This window comes from Hyalangium ruber (assembly GCF_034259325.1).
In the GTDB taxonomy this organism is placed as follows: domain Bacteria; phylum Myxococcota; class Myxococcia; order Myxococcales; family Myxococcaceae; genus Hyalangium_A; species Hyalangium_A rubrum.
In genome coordinates this window covers 571,135-586,569 of record NZ_JAXIVS010000007.1, presented here as the reverse complement: position 1 = coordinate 586,569, position 15,435 = coordinate 571,135, and the positions used below count along the sequence as shown (strand labels likewise).

General features: G+C 69.7%; 13 protein-coding genes. 6 read left to right on the top strand and 7 right to left on the bottom strand.

Annotation, left to right across the window (positions count from 1 at the left end; genetic code table 11):
- Positions 1-103: 103 nt before the first annotated feature.
- The 4 genes from SYV04_RS23100 to SYV04_RS23085 form a co-directional block, all read right to left on the bottom strand.
- A complete protein-coding gene (locus tag SYV04_RS23100) occupies positions 104-685 on the bottom strand; it encodes an imm11 family protein (protein ID WP_321548018.1) in 582 nt (193 codons plus the stop codon).
- 9 nt (positions 686-694) lie between these two features.
- The gene (locus SYV04_RS23095) at positions 695-2,014 is read right to left on the bottom strand and encodes an AHH domain-containing protein (protein ID WP_479691447.1); all 1,320 of its coding nucleotides are present in this window, start codon (positions 2,012-2,014) and stop codon (positions 695-697) included.
- A 125-nt stretch (positions 2,015-2,139) separates the two neighbouring features.
- Positions 2,140-3,183 carry an SDR family NAD(P)-dependent oxidoreductase gene (locus SYV04_RS23090; RefSeq protein WP_321548016.1) on the bottom strand — a complete coding sequence of 348 codons (1,044 nt, stop codon included), beginning with the start codon at positions 3,181-3,183 and terminating at the stop codon, positions 2,140-2,142.
- Positions 3,184-3,277: 94 nt separating this feature from the next.
- Positions 3,278-3,754: a peroxiredoxin family protein gene (locus SYV04_RS23085; RefSeq protein ID WP_321548015.1), complete on the bottom strand. Its 477-nt coding sequence runs from the start codon at positions 3,752-3,754 to the stop codon at positions 3,278-3,280.
- A gap of 117 nt (positions 3,755-3,871) precedes the next feature.
- Here SYV04_RS23085 and SYV04_RS23080 point away from each other — a divergent pair, with 117 nt between their 5' ends.
- The 4 genes from SYV04_RS23080 to SYV04_RS23065 all read left to right on the top strand — a co-directional run bounded on the left by SYV04_RS23080 (position 3,872) and on the right by SYV04_RS23065 (position 9,513).
- The gene (locus SYV04_RS23080) at positions 3,872-4,993 is read left to right on the top strand and encodes an aminotransferase class I/II-fold pyridoxal phosphate-dependent enzyme (RefSeq protein ID WP_321548014.1); all 1,122 of its coding nucleotides are present in this window, start codon (positions 3,872-3,874) and stop codon (positions 4,991-4,993) included.
- 444 nt (positions 4,994-5,437) lie between these two features.
- The gene (locus SYV04_RS23075) at positions 5,438-6,322 is read left to right on the top strand and encodes a hypothetical protein (protein ID WP_321548013.1); all 885 of its coding nucleotides are present in this window, start codon (positions 5,438-5,440) and stop codon (positions 6,320-6,322) included.
- A gap of 9 nt (positions 6,323-6,331) precedes the next feature.
- On the top strand, positions 6,332-7,621 hold the full coding sequence (locus SYV04_RS23070) for a choice-of-anchor X domain-containing protein (RefSeq protein WP_422723964.1): 1,290 nt from the start codon (positions 6,332-6,334) through the stop codon (positions 7,619-7,621).
- Positions 7,622-7,686: 65 nt separating this feature from the next.
- Positions 7,687-9,513, top strand: a complete 1,827-nt coding sequence (locus SYV04_RS23065; protein ID WP_321548011.1) for an ATP-binding protein — start codon at positions 7,687-7,689, stop codon at positions 9,511-9,513.
- 7 nt (positions 9,514-9,520) lie between these two features.
- Here the strand turns inward: SYV04_RS23065 and SYV04_RS23060 are convergent, their stop codons facing one another.
- Together SYV04_RS23060 and SYV04_RS23055 are read right to left on the bottom strand one after the other, a co-directional pair.
- Positions 9,521-11,074 (bottom strand): hypothetical protein, encoded by a 1,554-nt coding sequence (locus tag SYV04_RS23060; protein ID WP_321548010.1) that lies wholly within the window; start codon positions 11,072-11,074, stop codon positions 9,521-9,523.
- Entirely contained in the window at positions 11,074-12,255 is a 1,182-nt protein-coding gene (locus SYV04_RS23055) for a hypothetical protein (RefSeq protein ID WP_321548009.1), read from the bottom strand. Before SYV04_RS23055 ends, SYV04_RS23060 begins: the two co-directional genes overlap by 1 nt.
- A 233-nt stretch (positions 12,256-12,488) precedes the next feature.
- On the opposite strand from SYV04_RS23055, the gene SYV04_RS23050 reads away from it, so the two are divergent.
- Positions 12,489-13,235 carry a PP2C family protein-serine/threonine phosphatase gene (locus SYV04_RS23050; RefSeq protein ID WP_321548008.1) on the top strand — a complete coding sequence of 249 codons (747 nt, stop codon included), beginning with the start codon at positions 12,489-12,491 and terminating at the stop codon, positions 13,233-13,235.
- Positions 13,236-13,259: 24 nt separating this feature from the next.
- Here the strand turns inward: SYV04_RS23050 and SYV04_RS23045 are convergent, their stop codons facing one another.
- Complete coding sequence (locus SYV04_RS23045; RefSeq protein WP_321548007.1) at positions 13,260-13,595, bottom strand: TerB family tellurite resistance protein; 336 nt, start codon at positions 13,593-13,595, stop codon at positions 13,260-13,262.
- Between the two features lie 243 nt (positions 13,596-13,838).
- Between SYV04_RS23045 and SYV04_RS23040 the strand changes: the two genes are divergently transcribed.
- Positions 13,839-15,428 carry a CotH kinase family protein gene (locus SYV04_RS23040; RefSeq protein ID WP_321548006.1) on the top strand — a complete coding sequence of 530 codons (1,590 nt, stop codon included), beginning with the start codon at positions 13,839-13,841 and terminating at the stop codon, positions 15,426-15,428.
- Positions 15,429-15,435 lie beyond the last annotated feature (7 nt).

The window sequence follows — 15,435 nt, the reverse complement described above, 5'->3', positions numbered from 1 at the left end:
CTCCACCAAGCGCTGGATGGCCAGCCAGCGCCGATGCTCCAACTCTTCGGGCGAGCCTCGACTGCGCATCCTGCCAAGCTACCCTGGCTCTTCCGCTCGGACATTACTTTCCTGAGACGCTATAAACCTCCTGGAACTTCGTCCCCGTGGCGCCCATGTGTTCCAGGGCGTCCTTGATCTCTTCGGAGACGATAAGCGTTCCAGGCCACCCCTTGGGGCGGAACACCTTGGCCTCCCCGACCTTGGCTTTGTCGATGCGCAGATCACGAACGTCTCTGTACTGGCCGACCTTGTGGGGCACGCCATCCTCGTGAGTCCAGAGTCGGATCCTGGAAGCGGTCTCATCGATGCAGCGGAGCAGGTGCGTGGCCACCAGGATGAGGTACTGATCCGGCTGGCCTTCAATATCGACGGGGATGAGCTGCACATCTCCGGGAGATAGCTCCGCGAAGAGGGATGCAATCTTGGTGTGAACAACAGGAATCCTGGAGTTCGTCTCTGAGAAGTCCAGGGGTTTGCCCGCGCGCTCGATGAAGATCTTCAAGCGCCCCTCGATGTGGACGGGGGCTCCGAGTCTGAAGTCCCAGTCGTCTACCTTGTGGCCATCGGAGGCAAGAGGGTTCTTCAGGTGCCATCGGTCCCTGACATAGAGATCGTCATACAGTTCAAAGAAGCGCATCGTCACAGAGACCCTCTATCGAGCTTTGCCTTGGGTGACGAGTTGGTTCAGCTCTGAGCCCGGGGTGGAGATCTCCTTGGCGAGGTCATCGAGTTCACGAATCAGCGTTGCGCGGCACTCCGAGATACTGCGGCAGCCTCTCGTTGCATCGTCCAGCCTCCTATAGACGATTCGATGGTACAGCTCGGGATGAGGCCCCTTGTGCCCCTGGATGGGCACGACGTTCTCCGGATCCTTCAACCGCATCCCCGCCTTGGCGAAGATCTCCTGGAACCTGGGAGTCCATGGCCCCCCGCGCAACGCGGACTTCTCGTTGGCGACCGTTCCGATGTGGTGCTTCTCGGTGCGATCGCCCCGCCCTCCGCGAGCCGCCATCGCGACGGCTCCAGGGGGCAGCGCCAGGCGGAAGCCCTCTGCCGTGACCGCAGCCTCCTCCACCGCCCCCACTTCTGACAGCAGGAGTCCCTCCTGGGCTGCGGCCCGCGTCGACACCTGAGCCGAGCCGGGAAGGGTGGCCACCTTCGACGCGAACCCCTGTGCCGTTTGGTTGAGGGCCGCCATCGCAATCATGGCGAATGCCCGGGCGGCTTCTCGCGAGAAGACCTTGCCGTACTTCTCGCCCGCCTCGCGGAGCTCCTCGAAGGTGGTGGCGGACTTCACCTCCTCCATCAACTGGAACCAGCCCGTCACCAGGGTGTAGAGCGTCGCGGCACCAATCCAAAGAACGAGCGTGGCGGTGACTGCCGCGGCCAGGAGCTTTGTCACCGGCTCGGGGAGCGCGAGCAGGAACAGCAGTGTGCCGACAGTCCACATCGCTGCCTGCATGACGGCCTCCAGGCTCACCATCTCGCCCAAGGCCTTCTGGAATTCGTCCAGCACGGGACTCTTACTCAGCGCCAGCGCCCACATGTAACGGCCTTGCAGGTCCAGGTACTTGCCGGCCACGAGCGCGCCTCCCAGGCAGTCGCCCTCGAGGCCGTAGGCGCCGCGACACCAGGTCCGGTACCGGGTGGCCAGCGCCTGCTCCGCCTCCGTCAGCGCTCCTTGCAGTGCGGTGCCCGACTCCAGTGGAACGAGCTTCCGCTCTCGTTGGAGGTACAGATAGTCGCCGGAGAGCGCGTCGAGTTGAAACATCCGCTCCACCGTCTCCCGGGGAGAGGCGGTGAGGCGCACCTCGTGAGCCAGTCTCCGGAGGGCGGCAATGGCCTCCTCCCGCGTCACCGGTGGGGGTTGCACCGTGACGGCACGGGGAATGTGGAGGAGGGTTTCACCCGCTGCGCCGCGATCTGCCCGGACCACGTGCGGAGAGCCGGTGCATCCGAGCATCAACGCCATCCACAGCGCAGCCGTTCGCCGCAGCCACATGTCTCACCCTTCTTGCGAAAGGTGAGCAGGTTAGAGGGCCGCCGTACACAAGAGGAGGATCCGCCGGGTCGAGCCCTTCCCGAGGTCCTCGCGACTCAGTGAATCGGCACCTCGTTCTCGTTGTTGCGCGAGGCGGCTTTGCGCGACAGCTCCGTGAGCCACGAGCGCGTCAGCGGCGTCTCGCTCTGACTGCCCGTGTACCGATCCTGCGTGCTGTCCTGCGGCAGCCATCGGTTGATGCGCGCCATCAGCGCCGCCGTCAGGTTCGGCGCCAGCGTGCGCGCCACTGCCCCCAGCTTCGCCGGCAGCCCCACCAGCACCTCCGCGTCCCCGCGCCGGCACCCCTCGAGGATTCGCCGCGCCGCCCGCTCCGCGTTCATCGAGAAGCCGGGCAGCGAGTCGCTCAAGAAGAACCACGCATACTCCTTCTCGTGGTCTCCCTTGAACGTGGCGTTGGGAGGGCTGCCCGTGCGCATCAGGCTCGGGCACACCGTCGTCACCAGGATTCCATCCTGCGCCAGCTCCGCCCGCAGGCCATCCGACAGCCCCACCAGCGCGAACTTGCTGGCGCTGTACGGCACCATGTGCGGCACGCTCACCCGCCCGCCAATCGAGGAGATGTTGACGATGCGCCCCTCGCCCCGCTGCTTCATCTCCGGCAGCACCGACAGCGTCGTGTAGAGCGGCCCCCACAGGTGCGTGTCCACCGCCTCCTCGAAGTCCTCCAGCGTCATCGCCTCCAGCGGCCCGGTCTGGATGACGCCCGCGTTGTTCACCAGCACATCCACCGCGCCGAACGTCTCGTGGACCTGCGCCACCAGTGCCTCCACCTGCACCGGGTCCGTCACATCGCACGGCACCGCGAGTACCTCGCCGCCCAGCTTCTCCAGCTCCTCCCGCGCCCGGGCGAGCGTCTCCTCTTCCCGGCCGCAGATGGCCACGCGCGCTCCCTCCTCCAGGAACTGGCGCGCGAGGATGAGCCCCAGCCCCCGGGAGCCACCGGTGATGAGCACCGTCTTGTCCCGGAAGCTGATGCGCTGGCGCAGCAGGGCCCGCAGGCCCAGCACCGTGCCGATGCCGGCCGCCGCCAGCTTGCCCAGAGAGATGCCGGTGGACTGCTTCGTGTGGCGCTCAGCCATGTGCGGTGCTCCGTGGGTGGGGGGACACAAGGGACAGCCCGGGGCGTCCACTCACGCCCCGCGGCGCTCTCCCCGAGAGAGGCAGTGGCCCGGCTCAGGGCGCGAAGGCGCCGGAGCTCGCGTCCGGACCGGTGAGGCGCTCGAGCAACATCCGCATGTCTCCACGCTGCTCGGGCGTGGCCGCGTGCAGCCGGAGGATGCCCTGCGTGTCGAAGATGAGGTAGGCGGGGTGCTGCTCCACGCCATAGGCCTGCGCCATGGAGCCGTCATCCACCGCGATGGGGTAGCGCAGCCCATGCTCGCGCGCGAAGCTCTCCACGCGGTTGGTGTCGCGCAGCTCGGATTCGGAGTGGGTCACGTCCACGCCGATGACCACCAGCCCTCGGGGGCCATAGGCGCGGATCCACTCCTGGACCTCGGCCATCTGGTCGATGCAACTGCGACAGTCCATGGCCCAAAAGTGCAACAAGACCGGACGACCACGCAGCTGCGAGACATGGACGGGAGCGTTGATCCAGCCCCCATCCGGGTCGAGCAGCGTCAAGGGGACGTAGTGCTCATCAGAAGCCATCGGGCGCTCCAGGAAAAGACGTCGGACTGGACGCGACTCAAGCTATGCATCGGCGGCCGGAGTCCCCCACATCGGCCCCATGCGGAGCTTGCCTGCCTGGGAGGAGAGGAGCAGGGCATGCGCATTCCTGACTTCACGCTGGAGCGGTACTTCGCGCGGTGGGAGTTCTCCGCGCCTTACTTGTTGTGCAGCTCGGACATCGAGGGCTGGAGGATGTCGGAGCTGCTGGCGCTGGCCGACGCGGACAGCCGGGCGCGCTGGGAGGCGCTGACGCTTGGCTACACCGAGTCCACGGGGCTGCCCGCGCTGCGCGAGGCCATCGCCACGCTCTACCCGGGCCTCTCGCCAGAGCAGGTGCTGACGTTCGCGGGGGCGGAGGAGGCGGTCTTCATCCTGATGAACGTGCTGCTGGGCCCGAGCGAGCACGCGGTGGTGACGTGGCCGGGCTACCAATCGCTGCACGAGGTGGCGCGGGCGACGGGGGCGGAGGTGACGCTGCTGCCGCTGCGCGAGGAGGACGGCTGGGCGCTGGACGTGGACGCCGTGCGCCGCGCGCTGCGGCCGAACACCCGGCTGCTGGTGGTGAACTTCCCGCACAACCCCACGGGCTCACTGCCGGAGCCGGCCGCCTTCGAGGCGCTGTGCGCGCTGGCGGAGGAGCGCGGGGTGTACCTGCTGTCCGACGAGGTGTACCGCCTGCTGGAGCACGCGCCGGCGCGGACACTGCCGGCGGCGGTGGAGCGCTCGACGCGGGCCTTGAGCCTGGGAGTGATGTCCAAGGCGTTCGGCCTGGCGGGGCTGCGCGTGGGCTGGCTGGCGTGCCGGGACGCGGAGCTGTTGCGCCGGTGCGCCGCGTACAAGGACTACACCTCCATCTGCAACAGCGCCCCGAGCGAGGTGCTCTCCCTCATTGCCCTGCGCGCGAAGGAGCAGGTGCTCGCGCGCAGCCGGGCCATTCTGGAGGCGAACCTGAAGCTCCTGGACGCCTTCTTCGCGCGCCACACGGACACCTTCCGCTGGGTGCGACCACGCGCTGGTAGCGTGGCTTTCCCCAAGCTGCTGCGCGACACCCCTATCTCCACCTTCTGCCAGACGCTCATCGATCGCGAGGGCGTGCTGCTGCTGCCGGGAGATGTCTACGATTTCCCCGGCAATCACTTTCGGCTAGGGTTCGGCCGCACCAATCTCCCGGAAGCCCTCTCACGGCTGGAGCGCTTCTGCGAGGCCACGTTCCGTTGAGTTGGATCAGACACGGGCACACGGTTCGGGGAGCACAGGTCGCGGGTCCCTCGTCTCGGCGCGGGGCCCCCCGTCAGCGGACGGGTCCTCCCGCGCCGGCCGTCCCGCTCGCTCAGGGCTCACGGCTATCCGCACTGAAGCGATTCGAAGACACGGTGACAGCGCGCTCCCGCCAAAGCTGTACGGTTGTCAGACAGGTTTGGAGACGTCTGTTTGCCCGGGTGAGCGGGTTTGGGTCATCGCTGACCCGCCAGAACGAGCCAGAATTCTGGGTCCGGTTGCACTGACAATGAATTGACGCGCTGAGTCGGTTTCCCGGGCAAGCTCGGACTCCCGGGCTCTCGCTTTTTCAAGGACTGAGAACGTAGAGTGCGCGCGCTCCGTTGCCTGGGGAGTCGCCAGGCAGGGGCATATTCCCCCGCAGCCTGAGCCGGAGGCTCTCGCATGAAAACGTTCGTTAGCGCAGTCGTCGTCGCAGCCACGGTCCTGGTCGCCCCCGAGGCTTCCGCGACCAATTACTCCCTGTGGATTCACGGTCGGAATGGCGGCAACACCCAGGCCGGCAACTATGGAGACTTCAGCTACTGGGGCTCCGCGTCCACCGCGGCCGGCGTGAACAAGAAGGCCGTCAACTGGAACGGCACCCAGAAGATCGGCGGGCAGAACTACCGCGTCCGCGACGCCCTGGACTGTTTCTGCACGGGCACCAACTGGTGCTACATCGCCTCGCACAGCGCCGGTAACCTGCAGATCGGCTACGCGCTGTCGCTCTACGGCACCTCGGCCCGCTACAAGAAGAACGCCGTCCCCAACTCCAGCGGCGTGTGCGGCAACACGGATGGCACCACCCAGACGGGCTGGAACATCAAGTGGGTGGACGTGGCCTCGGGCGCGGGCGGCGGCAGCGAGCTGGCCGACCACGGCGACTGGGCCATGAGCGAGCCGCTGGTGAGCGACCTGGTCACCACCACGGCGCGTGCGATGTACAACCACAACACCACGGGTGCGAAGTGGTTCTACATGTTCGCCGCCTCCAAGGGCACTGCCTACTCGGGCATCCTCCCCGGGCAGGATGACGAGGCAGTGTCCTACCACTCCACGGGCGGCGTCTCCGGCAGCTCGGGCGGCTCCTACTGCAACCCGGGCGACTGGTTCTGCGGCGGCACGCTGAACACTGGCACCAACGCCTGCAGCGACGGCCGCGCCAAGTGGAGCTACCACACGGTGGAGCTGCGCGATGACGGCGAGGCCTACAACCACTACTCCAACGGCGTGTGGGGCGGCATCATTGGCCCCGTCCGCGTGGACATGGCGAACTACGCCCTCTGATTCACCCCCATGAGCCCCAATAGCCCCGTCCCAGCTCCCTCGTCTCGGCCACGCCGCACGGTGTGGCTGTTGTTGTCCGTACCCCTGGTGTTGATGGGACTGGGGCTGTGGTGGGGCTCGGGGCAGGCCGGCTCGGACGAGGACCTGAATGCCTCGTCCGCGTCGGAAGCCGGGTCGTCCTCCGCGAGCGCCCGGGGCTCACGGGCCTCGGGCGTGGCGGGGGCTCCCATCGCCGCGCCGGTGCGGACTCCGGCAGTGGCCGCCACGCCGGCGCTCTCCTCGGAGGAGGCGGAGCGTCAGGCCCAGCGCGAGCTGTGGGAGAAGCGCCTGCAGCGGGCGCGCTTCACGCTCGACACCTATGTGGCGGGCACGCGCTATCCGCCGCAGTCGCGCCCCATGCGCGAGCACCCAGACCAGGACCAGCCCGCCGCCCCGGAGCGGACGCGCTCGCTGAGCCGGGATCGCGACGATGTGAAGCTGAAGCTCAAGCAGGACAAGGTCTTCGTCGCCGGAGACGAGGTGGTGCATTTCGCCGTGGGCTGCGAGAACACCGCGAAGCAGCCGCTGCCGTGCCAGGTGACGGGCGCCATGGCCCGTGAGGCCGAGCACATGCTGGGAGGCGAGGCGGCCGTGGCCGGAGTGCCGCTGGCCTTCGTGGACGACGGCACCCAGGGCGACACGCTCGCCGGGGACGGCACGTACACCGCGAGCTTCCAGCCCTCCAAGCAGGGCTTCCCGATGTTCTCCGGCACGCTGCGCATCGCCTTCCAGGTGAGCTCGGGCAATGCCCAGGGCAATGCCTTCTTCGACATCCTCTACACGCCCGCGCCGCCTGCCCGCTTCACCGGCAAGGTGCGCGAGGCGGTGGAGCAGGGCTCGTTGAGCCTCTACCTGGGGCTCCAGGTGCGCAAGGCCGGGCGCTACGTGATGGCCGGGCGCGTGGATGACGAGGCGGGGGTGCCCTTCGCCTACGTGTCCTTCAACGAGGAGCTGGCCGAGGGCGCCCAGGAGGTGAAGTTCACCCTGTTCGGCAAGCTGCTGCTGGACGAGGCGCCCACCTTCCCGCTGAAGCTGCGCGACGTGGAGGGGTTCCTGCTCAAGGAGACGGGGGACCCGGACCGCGAGCTGCTGACGGCGCTGCGGGGCTACATCCACACCACGCGCGAGCACCCCACCACTGCATTCTCTTCCAATGAGTGGCAGAGCGAGGAGCGCACCCGCCACATCGACGAGTTCACAAAAGACGTGAACGAGGCCCAGAAGCAGCTCGACAGCATCGCGGGTGTCCAGAGGCCCTGATAGCGTTTCTCCAGACACTCGTCGTGTGAGCTGCCATTGCGAGTGAGTCTCTTGGGAGAATCGCAATGGAAATCCGGGTCCTCGCGGAGGCCTGGGCGGCAGGGGCCCAGGGAGGACGGGTGGAGTTGGAGCGCAAGAGCGCGGCGCTCCTGGCGTACCTGGCCCTGGAGGGCCCCACGGCGCGTTGGAAGCTCTCGGGGCTCTTGTGGCCGGAGTCTCCCGAGGCCACCGCGCGCGGCAACCTGAGACAGTTGCTCAAGCGCCTGCGCGAGCAGCTCGGAGAGGACTGTACCGAGGGGCGAGACCAGCTGCGGCTGCGAGAGGGGAGCCAGGTGGACGTGTTCCAGGTGCGCGCCGCCCTCCAGCAGGGAAACCCCACGCTCGCGGGTTCCTTTCACGGAGAGCTGCTCGAGGGCTTCCTCTACGACGACTGTGAGGAATTGGCCGGGTGGCTGGACGGATGGCGCATGAAGCTCAAGCGCCAGGGGCGCGAGGCCCTGGAGCAGCAGGTGCAGCGGCTGGAGCGCGAGCGGCGCTACCCGGAGGCGCTCGACGGGGCGCTGCGGCTGCTGGAGCTGGAGCCCACGGCGGAGGCGGTGTACCGGCAGGTGATGCACCTGCACCATGTGCTGGGCAATCGCCCCGCGGCGCTGAAGGCCTATCGCCGGTGCCAGGAGGTGCTCAAGCGCGAGCTCAACGTCTCTCCCGAGACGGCGACCCGGGAGCTGGCGCGTGTCATCGAACGCTCCGAGGCCGAGCCCGCGCTGCCCTCGCCGCCGGCGCGGCCGGCCATCCGTTGGTCGGTGCTGCACCCGCCCGTGCTCGCGGGCCGAGAGCGCGAGTGGGCGCTGATGGAGGAGGCGTGGGCTGCCCGCGCGCCCATGTTCGTCGATGGGGAGTCGGGCATCGGCAAGTCGCGGCTGGTGAAGGAGTTCGGCAACAGCCGAGGGCGCTGCGTCACCATCGAGGCCCGGCCGGGAGACCGGCGGCTGCCCTTCGCCACGCACATGCGCAGCCTGCGCATGCTGGTCCGGGAGTCGGGTGTCCGGCCCCAGGGCTGGGTGCGCCGGGAGCTGTCGCGCATCATCCCGGAGCTGGAGGACGCGCCGCTGCCTCCGGTTTCCCAGCCCGAGGAGCGGGCGCGGCTCTTCTCGGCGATCATCGCGTTCATCCGGGAGGCGCTGCGGGACGTGGACGTGCTCGTCTTCGATGATGGGCAGTACGTGGACCGCGACAGCGCCGAGCTGGGCATCCAGGTCCATGCCGAGTTTCGCGAGGAGATGGTGGCCGGACGCTTCCCCCTCATCATCAACGCCTACCGCACCAGCGACGTCCGGGACGAGTGGGAGAAGCAGTTGATCCACAGCGTCATCGACTCCGGGCTGATGGTCCGGGTGCCGGTGGGGCGGCTGGACACCGAGGCGGTCCGGCAGATGCTGCGAGGGATGGGGGAGCCCGCGCTGGAGCAGGTGGCGGAAAAGATCGCCGACTACACCGGGGGCAATCCGCTCTTCATCGTGGAGACGGCGCGTCACCTGCTGCGCTCCGGCGACTTCGACGGGGCGTTTCCTTCCTCGCTCCCGCCGCCGGGGAAGGTGGGAGCCATCATCGAGCAGCGCCTGCGGCTGCGCTCCGACGAGGCGCTGAGGTTGGCGCGGGTGTTCGCCGTGGCCCGCACGGACTTCAGCGCGGAGCTGGCGGCCCACGTGCTGGAGGTGCCGGTGGACCAGCTGCTGGCGCCCTGGAAGGAACTGGAGGAGGCCCACATCTTCCAGGGGCGCTGGTTCGTCCATGACGCGGTGGCGGAGGTGTTGCTGGCCACCATGCCCGCGGCCATCCAGGAGGCCCTGGTCGCAAGGATCGCCGACTACCGCCGCCGCCACGAGCGCTGAGTCCGAGTCACTCTTCCGTGGGCTGGAGGGGCACCACGGCGCCGAGCAGGGCGGTGGTGAGCGCGGGGTCCGCTGGGAGGAGTCCTCCCTCGAAGAGCGCCGCCCCGCGCTCTTGCGCCTGCTCCAGCGCCTCCTCGGGCGAGCACAGTCCCTGGGAGAGCTGCTCGCACAGCTCCTCGTTGGCCAGCACGGCCACCGCCCGAGCGGCGCTCGCGGCGTAGCGCTCCGCCGGTACGTTCGGGGCAAGGCTGGCGCCGAACAGCTCCGGGCTACTGGCCTGGAGTCCTGGCACCACCGCCTCCCAGGGAAAGAGGCCCACCGCGCCGCCGACCAGCAGCACCCGCAGCACCTGTGCTCGGGCTTGCGCGTCCAGCGCCTGGAGCGTGGCCATTCGCTCCGGGTCTCCCAGCAGGGAGGCCCACACGCTGCCCAGCCCCTCCACCTCGCCCTGGAAGAGCAGGGGCATGACGTCGCTGAGCAGGTCGGCCGCGTCATCCTCGAGCGCGGTGAGCTGGGCCGCGTAGAGCTGGGTGAGCGCCGAGGTCACCTCGCTGAGGGCACCGGGCGCCAGGCCGAGCCCGGGCACTCCCAGCACCTCGCCCGCCAGCGCGCCCAGGGGCAGCCGTCCGCCCGCGCCGTGTACCTCCACCGCCTGGAAGACTTGGCGGGAGACGACCCTCGCGGCCGCCTCGCCGACGGGGCCTCCCAGCGCCATGCCGAGGTGGCTCACGCTCGTGGACAGCAGCTCGTGCTGCGCCCGCGCGTCCTCGGTGAAGGGGCCCAGGAGCTGGAAGAAGGCCTGGTACTGGAGGCCTCCGAGCACCAGCTCTTGCGCCACCTGCCGAGGGTCGCTCTGCGTGCGCAGCTCCTCCGCGAGCGCCCGAAGGCCCTCGGCCGCCATGCTCGCGAACGCGCTCCGGTGGGCCTGCTCGGGAGCGTCCTCCTGGGCGGTGGCGAGGATGTCGTCGGCGAGCGTGCCCAGCATCCGCGAGACCTGCGCTGGCCTCAGCACATGCGGGACGAGCAGGGAGATGGCCTGGGCCGTCACGGGAGGCTCGATCGCGGTCAGGTCCGGGAAGCGCGCCACCAGCGCCGGGGGAAAGCGGGCGATGGGCGCCACCTGCTCGGCGGGAAACGCCTGGAGCGCGAGCTGCGCCTCGTGGGCGGCCACGCGCGTCAGGTGGCCCTCGTAGAGCGAGAGCAGCTCCAGGGAGAACTCGGGCCGCAGCAGGAAGAAGGAGAGGTGGGCCTGGCGCTGCTCGGGTGTGAGCTGGGCGTCGCTCAGGAGCTGCTCCCCGAGCGGCTCCGAGAACAGGGCCTCCCACTGCGCCGCGTCCATCGCCCGGGTCTCCTCATCCTCCGGGTAGCGGGCGCGCGCGAGACAGGCGGCGAGGCCCGAGCGGAACTCCGGGCTCTGGAAGGCCCGAGCGTCGGCCTGGAGCACCGCCTGGAGGAGCAGGGCATCCGTGGAGGGTTGGCGCGGCAGGTCCGCCGCCGAGCGCAGCAGGTGGCCCAGGAGCGAGGGCCCGAGGAGTGTGGCCGTATCCGAGGGAGGCGACATCAGGCCTGCATCATGCCCCGAACGAAGTCCGCCAGCTGCGCCTCGCCCACGTGTTGGAGCAGGGCCTGGGTGGCCTCGGGGCTGGCGGCGGCGGCCAGGGTCGCGCCGCTCCGCCAGAGCTGGGCTTCATCGGCGCCAGGGGCCTGGCTCCGCTCGTAGAGCGTGGTGGCGACGCGCGCCTGCTGCTCCGGCGTGCCGCGACGGGCCACCTGCAAGGCCACATTCAGCGGCCCCTGCCCCTCGGCCCCCTCGGCCGTGGGGTTCAGCAGCGCGTCCACCTCCTCGGAGGAGAGCGGCACATGCTCGGCGGTGGCCTGGAGCAGCGACTCCACCGGCTCGGTGTCCGAGGGCAGGTCGTCCAGCGAGGGCAGGAAGGCGTCGGTGCTGGCCGCCTCCAGCTCGGGCTCCGCGTTCACGGGCAGGTCGTCGAACGAGGGCATGAAGTCATCCGCCGACGTGGCGGAGGCCCCCGAGGCGCTGGAGGTGTCCGCGTTCGCCAGCTCCGCGAGCACCTCGTCGCGCGCCTCGCCCTCGGGCATGGCGAGCACCAGCTCGACATCGTTGCGCGACAGGGACGCGGCGCGAGTCAGGCCCGGGTTCGCCTCCTCCCACGCCTTCGCGTCCGCGAAGTGGCGCTCGGGCGCCGCCGGGTCGGTGACGCTGCCATCCGGGTGTTGGACGACGGAGCGCCCACGCTCGGCCTCCTCGGCCGCGTAGAGCAGCACCGAGTCCTCCTCCCCCGCCTTCTCGAACGCCTTCTCCAGGTCGGCCGTGGCGGTGAGGCCCGGGCGGGTGGCGCTCTCGCGAGGCTCCTCGGGGGCGGCGCTCGCCGGGGAGCGCGAGCGCCCGGGCTCCCAGTAACGGGCCGGAGGCGGGGGCACGTGGGTGCCCAGCAGGTGCTGGTAGCGGGGCAGGGCGGCCTGGAAGTCGCTCAGGCCGGAGTAGGCGCGCAGGGACTCCACGGCCTTGCGGGGGCGCCCGGCCAGGGAGGGCGCGTAGGCATCCAGGGGCGAGCGCTCCGCCTCGGCGGCCGACTGGAAGTCGCTCTGGTCCGAGAATCCCCGGCGCACCGGCTCCACGGGCACGGTCTGCTTCTGCCGGATGGGGGCACTCACCTCGTACCGGGCGGCCCACGCCGCCGAGGTCGAAATGCCGGAAAGCAGGCGGCGGATGGAGGTCATACGATTCCCTCACACGGACGAAGGGCAGCATCCCCATTGTCGCGCCAGAGCGGGGGAAGTTGCCACCACCAGGAGGAACTGGGTCCCAAGGGCTTCTGAGGTATAGAGTCCCCGGCCCGGATGCCCCCGGCGCGTTATAGCTGGAGGGCCCAGACCCCCAACGTGGGTGTGGTTTCGCATGCTTGGCGGTGGCCCCCTGCTTGCTGTCCCAGGGAGGGAACGAGGAGGACGGGATGCGACTCGAAAGCGCGGGACAGACACACGTCGGGCGGCGGCCCCACAACGAGGACGCCTATTGCGTGCGGCCGGAGCTGGGCCTGTTCGTGGTGGCCGACGGCCTGGGAGGCCAGGAGGGCGGCGAGGTCGCCAGCCAGTGTGTGGTGGACGCCTTCAAGGAGTTCGGGGAGCGGATGGCGCGCGAGGGCGAGGCGGCCTGGCCCCACCCGCAGGATGGGCGTCGCAGCCGGGAGGAGAACCTGCTGGCGGTGTGTACGGAGCTGGCGCAGCGCGCGGTGCAGTCGCGCCGCGTGGGCTACCTGCGAGAGATGGGCTCCACGGTGGTGGCCTTCGCGGTGGGTGAGGGCGGGGCCGCCGTCTCCCACGTGGGAGACAGCCGCCTGTACCGCTTGCGCGAGGGGCAGCTCGAGGCGCTCACGCGGGACCACTCCATCACCGAGGAGCTGCGCGAGGCGGGGCTGGAGCCGCCGCCTCGGGGACAGAGCGCCTTCGGCCACATCATCACCCGCGCGCTGGGCACGGAGCGCTCGGAGCCCACGGTGCATCGGGTGGAGCTGCGCGCCGGGGACGTGTACCTGCTGTGCTCGGACGGGCTGTACGAGCCGCTGGGGCCGGAGCGCATGGCCACCAGCCTGGCCCTGTCGGACGTGGCCCAGGCGTGCGCGGCCCTGGTCTCCGGGGCCTACGAGGCGGGCAGCCGCGACAACATCACCGCCGTGGTGGTGCGCATCCTCGAGGCCTGAGCGGAGGCCTGAAGGGAAGCTGGCTCAGGCCTGGGAGTCGTTGAGCCGGGCCTGGACGCGGGCGATCAGCTCCTTCTCGGCGTCGGCGACCCGGCCATCGGACACGGCCAGGGCGCGCGCGGCCTCCAGCACGTCATCGGGCCGGGTGCGCAGCACGGCCAGGTCGGGCTCGGGCAGGGCGCCACCGGCCTTCAGCGTCTTCAGGAGCTCCTGAAGCTCCAGCTCGGGCACGTTCCAGCTCCGGCCCAGGCCGAAGATGACCAGGTGCTCGGCGTGCGTGAGGCTCCGGTCGCTCCAGGCGACCTGGAGCAGCAGCTTGATGACCTCGGTGTTGAAGCGGTCCTCGGCGGAGGGCGTCATCCTCATCCTCTGGCAAGCGCGACTCGGCTCGACTCTACACCGGGCGAGGGCGGGACCGGGGCGGGAATGGCACCGCGCGCCGCCCCGTCAACACTGTGCGAGCAAGGGAATCACGGAAATAGTTCGTCACACGCGTGAAACGAACGGGTCACGAGCCCTGGGCAGGGTGTCACCTCGCAGCCCCAGCGCCGGCAGGGAGCCGGTCCTGGCAGAGGGTTCCCTTCACCCCTCGGGGAGAGTGGTATGCACGGAGTTTCGCGACGGGCGGCGCTTGCCGCGCTCATGGTCCTTGCCACGGCCTGCGGCGACAACCGCCCGGAAGGCTGGAGCGACGAGACGCACGGCAAGAACGCCGAGCCCTCCTTCGAGACCGTCTTCCCGGCCGACAAGGTCCAGCGGCTCGACATCGTCATCGCCGCGGCGGACTGGCAGGCGATGCAGGACGACATGACGGGCATGCTGGGCGCGTTTGGCGCGGGCGGAGGCGTCGGCGGGATGCCGGGCGGAGGGGGTGGGGGAGGGATGCCGGGCGGAGGAGGCCCGCCGGCGGAGCTGACGGCGGCCTGCGAGGGCAAGGCGGCGGGCGACGCGTGCAGCGCGACCTTCAACGGCAGCACCTTCACGTCCACGTGCGGCGCCGCGCCGGATGGGGCGCTCCTGTGCCGTCCCCAGGGAGGGCCGGGAGGCGGAGCGCCGGGAGGTGGCGGAGGCGGAGCCCCGGGAGGCGGAGGTGGAGGCGCCGCGGATCTGATCCCCGAGACGCCGGTCTATGTGCCCTCGACGGTGAACTTCACCGGCAAGACGTGGTGGAACGTGGGCATCCGCTACAAGGGCAACTCCACGCTGTCGGGGGGTTGGCGCTCGGGCATCGGCAAGCTGCCGTTCCGGCTCAACTTCGACAAGTTCGAGGACGAGCACCCGGAGATTGAAGGCCAGCACTTCTACGGCTTCAGCAAGCTGTCGCTCTCCAGCAACCAGGGCGATGCCTCGTACATCCGGGACCATGTGGCCTCGAGTACCTTCCGCGCGGCGGGCGTGCCCGCGGCCCACACGGGCTTCATGGCGGTGTACGTGGACCACGGCGATGGGCCCGAGTACTTCGGCCTCTACACGGTGGCGGAGGATCCGCAGGACTCGCTGCTGGACACCCACTTCGGCAACCACAAGGGCGCGCTCTACGAGGCGGACGGCACGGGCGCCACGTGGGGGACGTTCGACTCGGCGTCCTTCGAGGCGCAGTCGGATGCGGCCGAGCTGGGCTGGGAGTCGGTGGAGGCGGCCATCGCGGCGCTCCACTCCGACCGGAGCGACGCGGCGGCCTGGCGCGCGCGCCTGGAGGGGACGCTGGACGTGGACGGCTTCCTGCAGTGGCTGGCGACCAACACGGTGCTGGCGAACTGGGACAGCTACGGGCGGATGGCCCACAACTATTACCTGTACGCGGACCCGAACGATGGGAACCGGCTGCACTGGATTACGTGGGACCACAACCTGTCGATGTCGGCGGGCCAGTCGCTCTCGCTCACGCTGGCCGAGGTCAACGAGAGCTGGCCGCTCATCCGCTACCTCATGGATGATCCGGTCTACAAGGCGAAGTACGAGCAATACGTGCGGGAGTCGATCCAGGGCCCGCTGGCCGCCTCGGCGATGAAGGAGCGCATGCAGCAGGCGCACACGCTCATCGCCCCCTATGTGGTGGGAGAGAACGCCGAGCGGCAGGGCTTCACCTACTCCAGCGCGCAGCAGTTCCAGGACGCGCTCACCGGCACCTCGGGGCTGCTCCAGTTCGCCGAGCAGCGCGAGGCGGCGGTGCGGACGACCTTCGGAGAGTAGCCCGCTC

Bases quoted from the DNA above. Each gene is read 5' to 3' on its own strand.
- SYV04_RS23090 (WP_321548016.1), bottom strand. From the start codon at position 3,183: ATGGCTGAGCGCCACACGAAGCAGTCCACCGGCATCTCTCTGGGCAAG.
- SYV04_RS23050 (WP_321548008.1), top strand. From the start codon at position 12,489: ATGCGACTCGAAAGCGCGGGACAGACACACGTCGGGCGGCGGCCCCAC.
- SYV04_RS23075 (WP_321548013.1), top strand. From the start codon at position 5,438: ATGAAAACGTTCGTTAGCGCAGTCGTCGTCGCAGCCACGGTCCTGGTC.
- SYV04_RS23045 (WP_321548007.1), bottom strand. From the start codon at position 13,595: ATGACGCCCTCCGCCGAGGACCGCTTCAACACCGAGGTCATCAAGCTG.
- SYV04_RS23055 (WP_321548009.1), bottom strand. From the start codon at position 12,255: ATGACCTCCATCCGCCGCCTGCTTTCCGGCATTTCGACCTCGGCGGCG.
- SYV04_RS23095 (WP_479691447.1), bottom strand. From the start codon at position 2,014: ATGGCGTTGATGCTCGGATGCACCGGCTCTCCGCACGTGGTCCGGGCA.
- SYV04_RS23065 (WP_321548011.1), top strand. From the start codon at position 7,687: ATGGAAATCCGGGTCCTCGCGGAGGCCTGGGCGGCAGGGGCCCAGGGA.
- SYV04_RS23080 (WP_321548014.1), top strand. From the start codon at position 3,872: ATGCGCATTCCTGACTTCACGCTGGAGCGGTACTTCGCGCGGTGGGAG.
- SYV04_RS23060 (WP_321548010.1), bottom strand. From the start codon at position 11,074: ATGTCGCCTCCCTCGGATACGGCCACACTCCTCGGGCCCTCGCTCCTG.
- SYV04_RS23085 (WP_321548015.1), bottom strand. From the start codon at position 3,754: ATGGCTTCTGATGAGCACTACGTCCCCTTGACGCTGCTCGACCCGGAT.
- SYV04_RS23040 (WP_321548006.1), top strand. From the start codon at position 13,839: ATGCACGGAGTTTCGCGACGGGCGGCGCTTGCCGCGCTCATGGTCCTT.
- SYV04_RS23070 (WP_422723964.1), top strand. From the start codon at position 6,332: ATGAGCCCCAATAGCCCCGTCCCAGCTCCCTCGTCTCGGCCACGCCGC.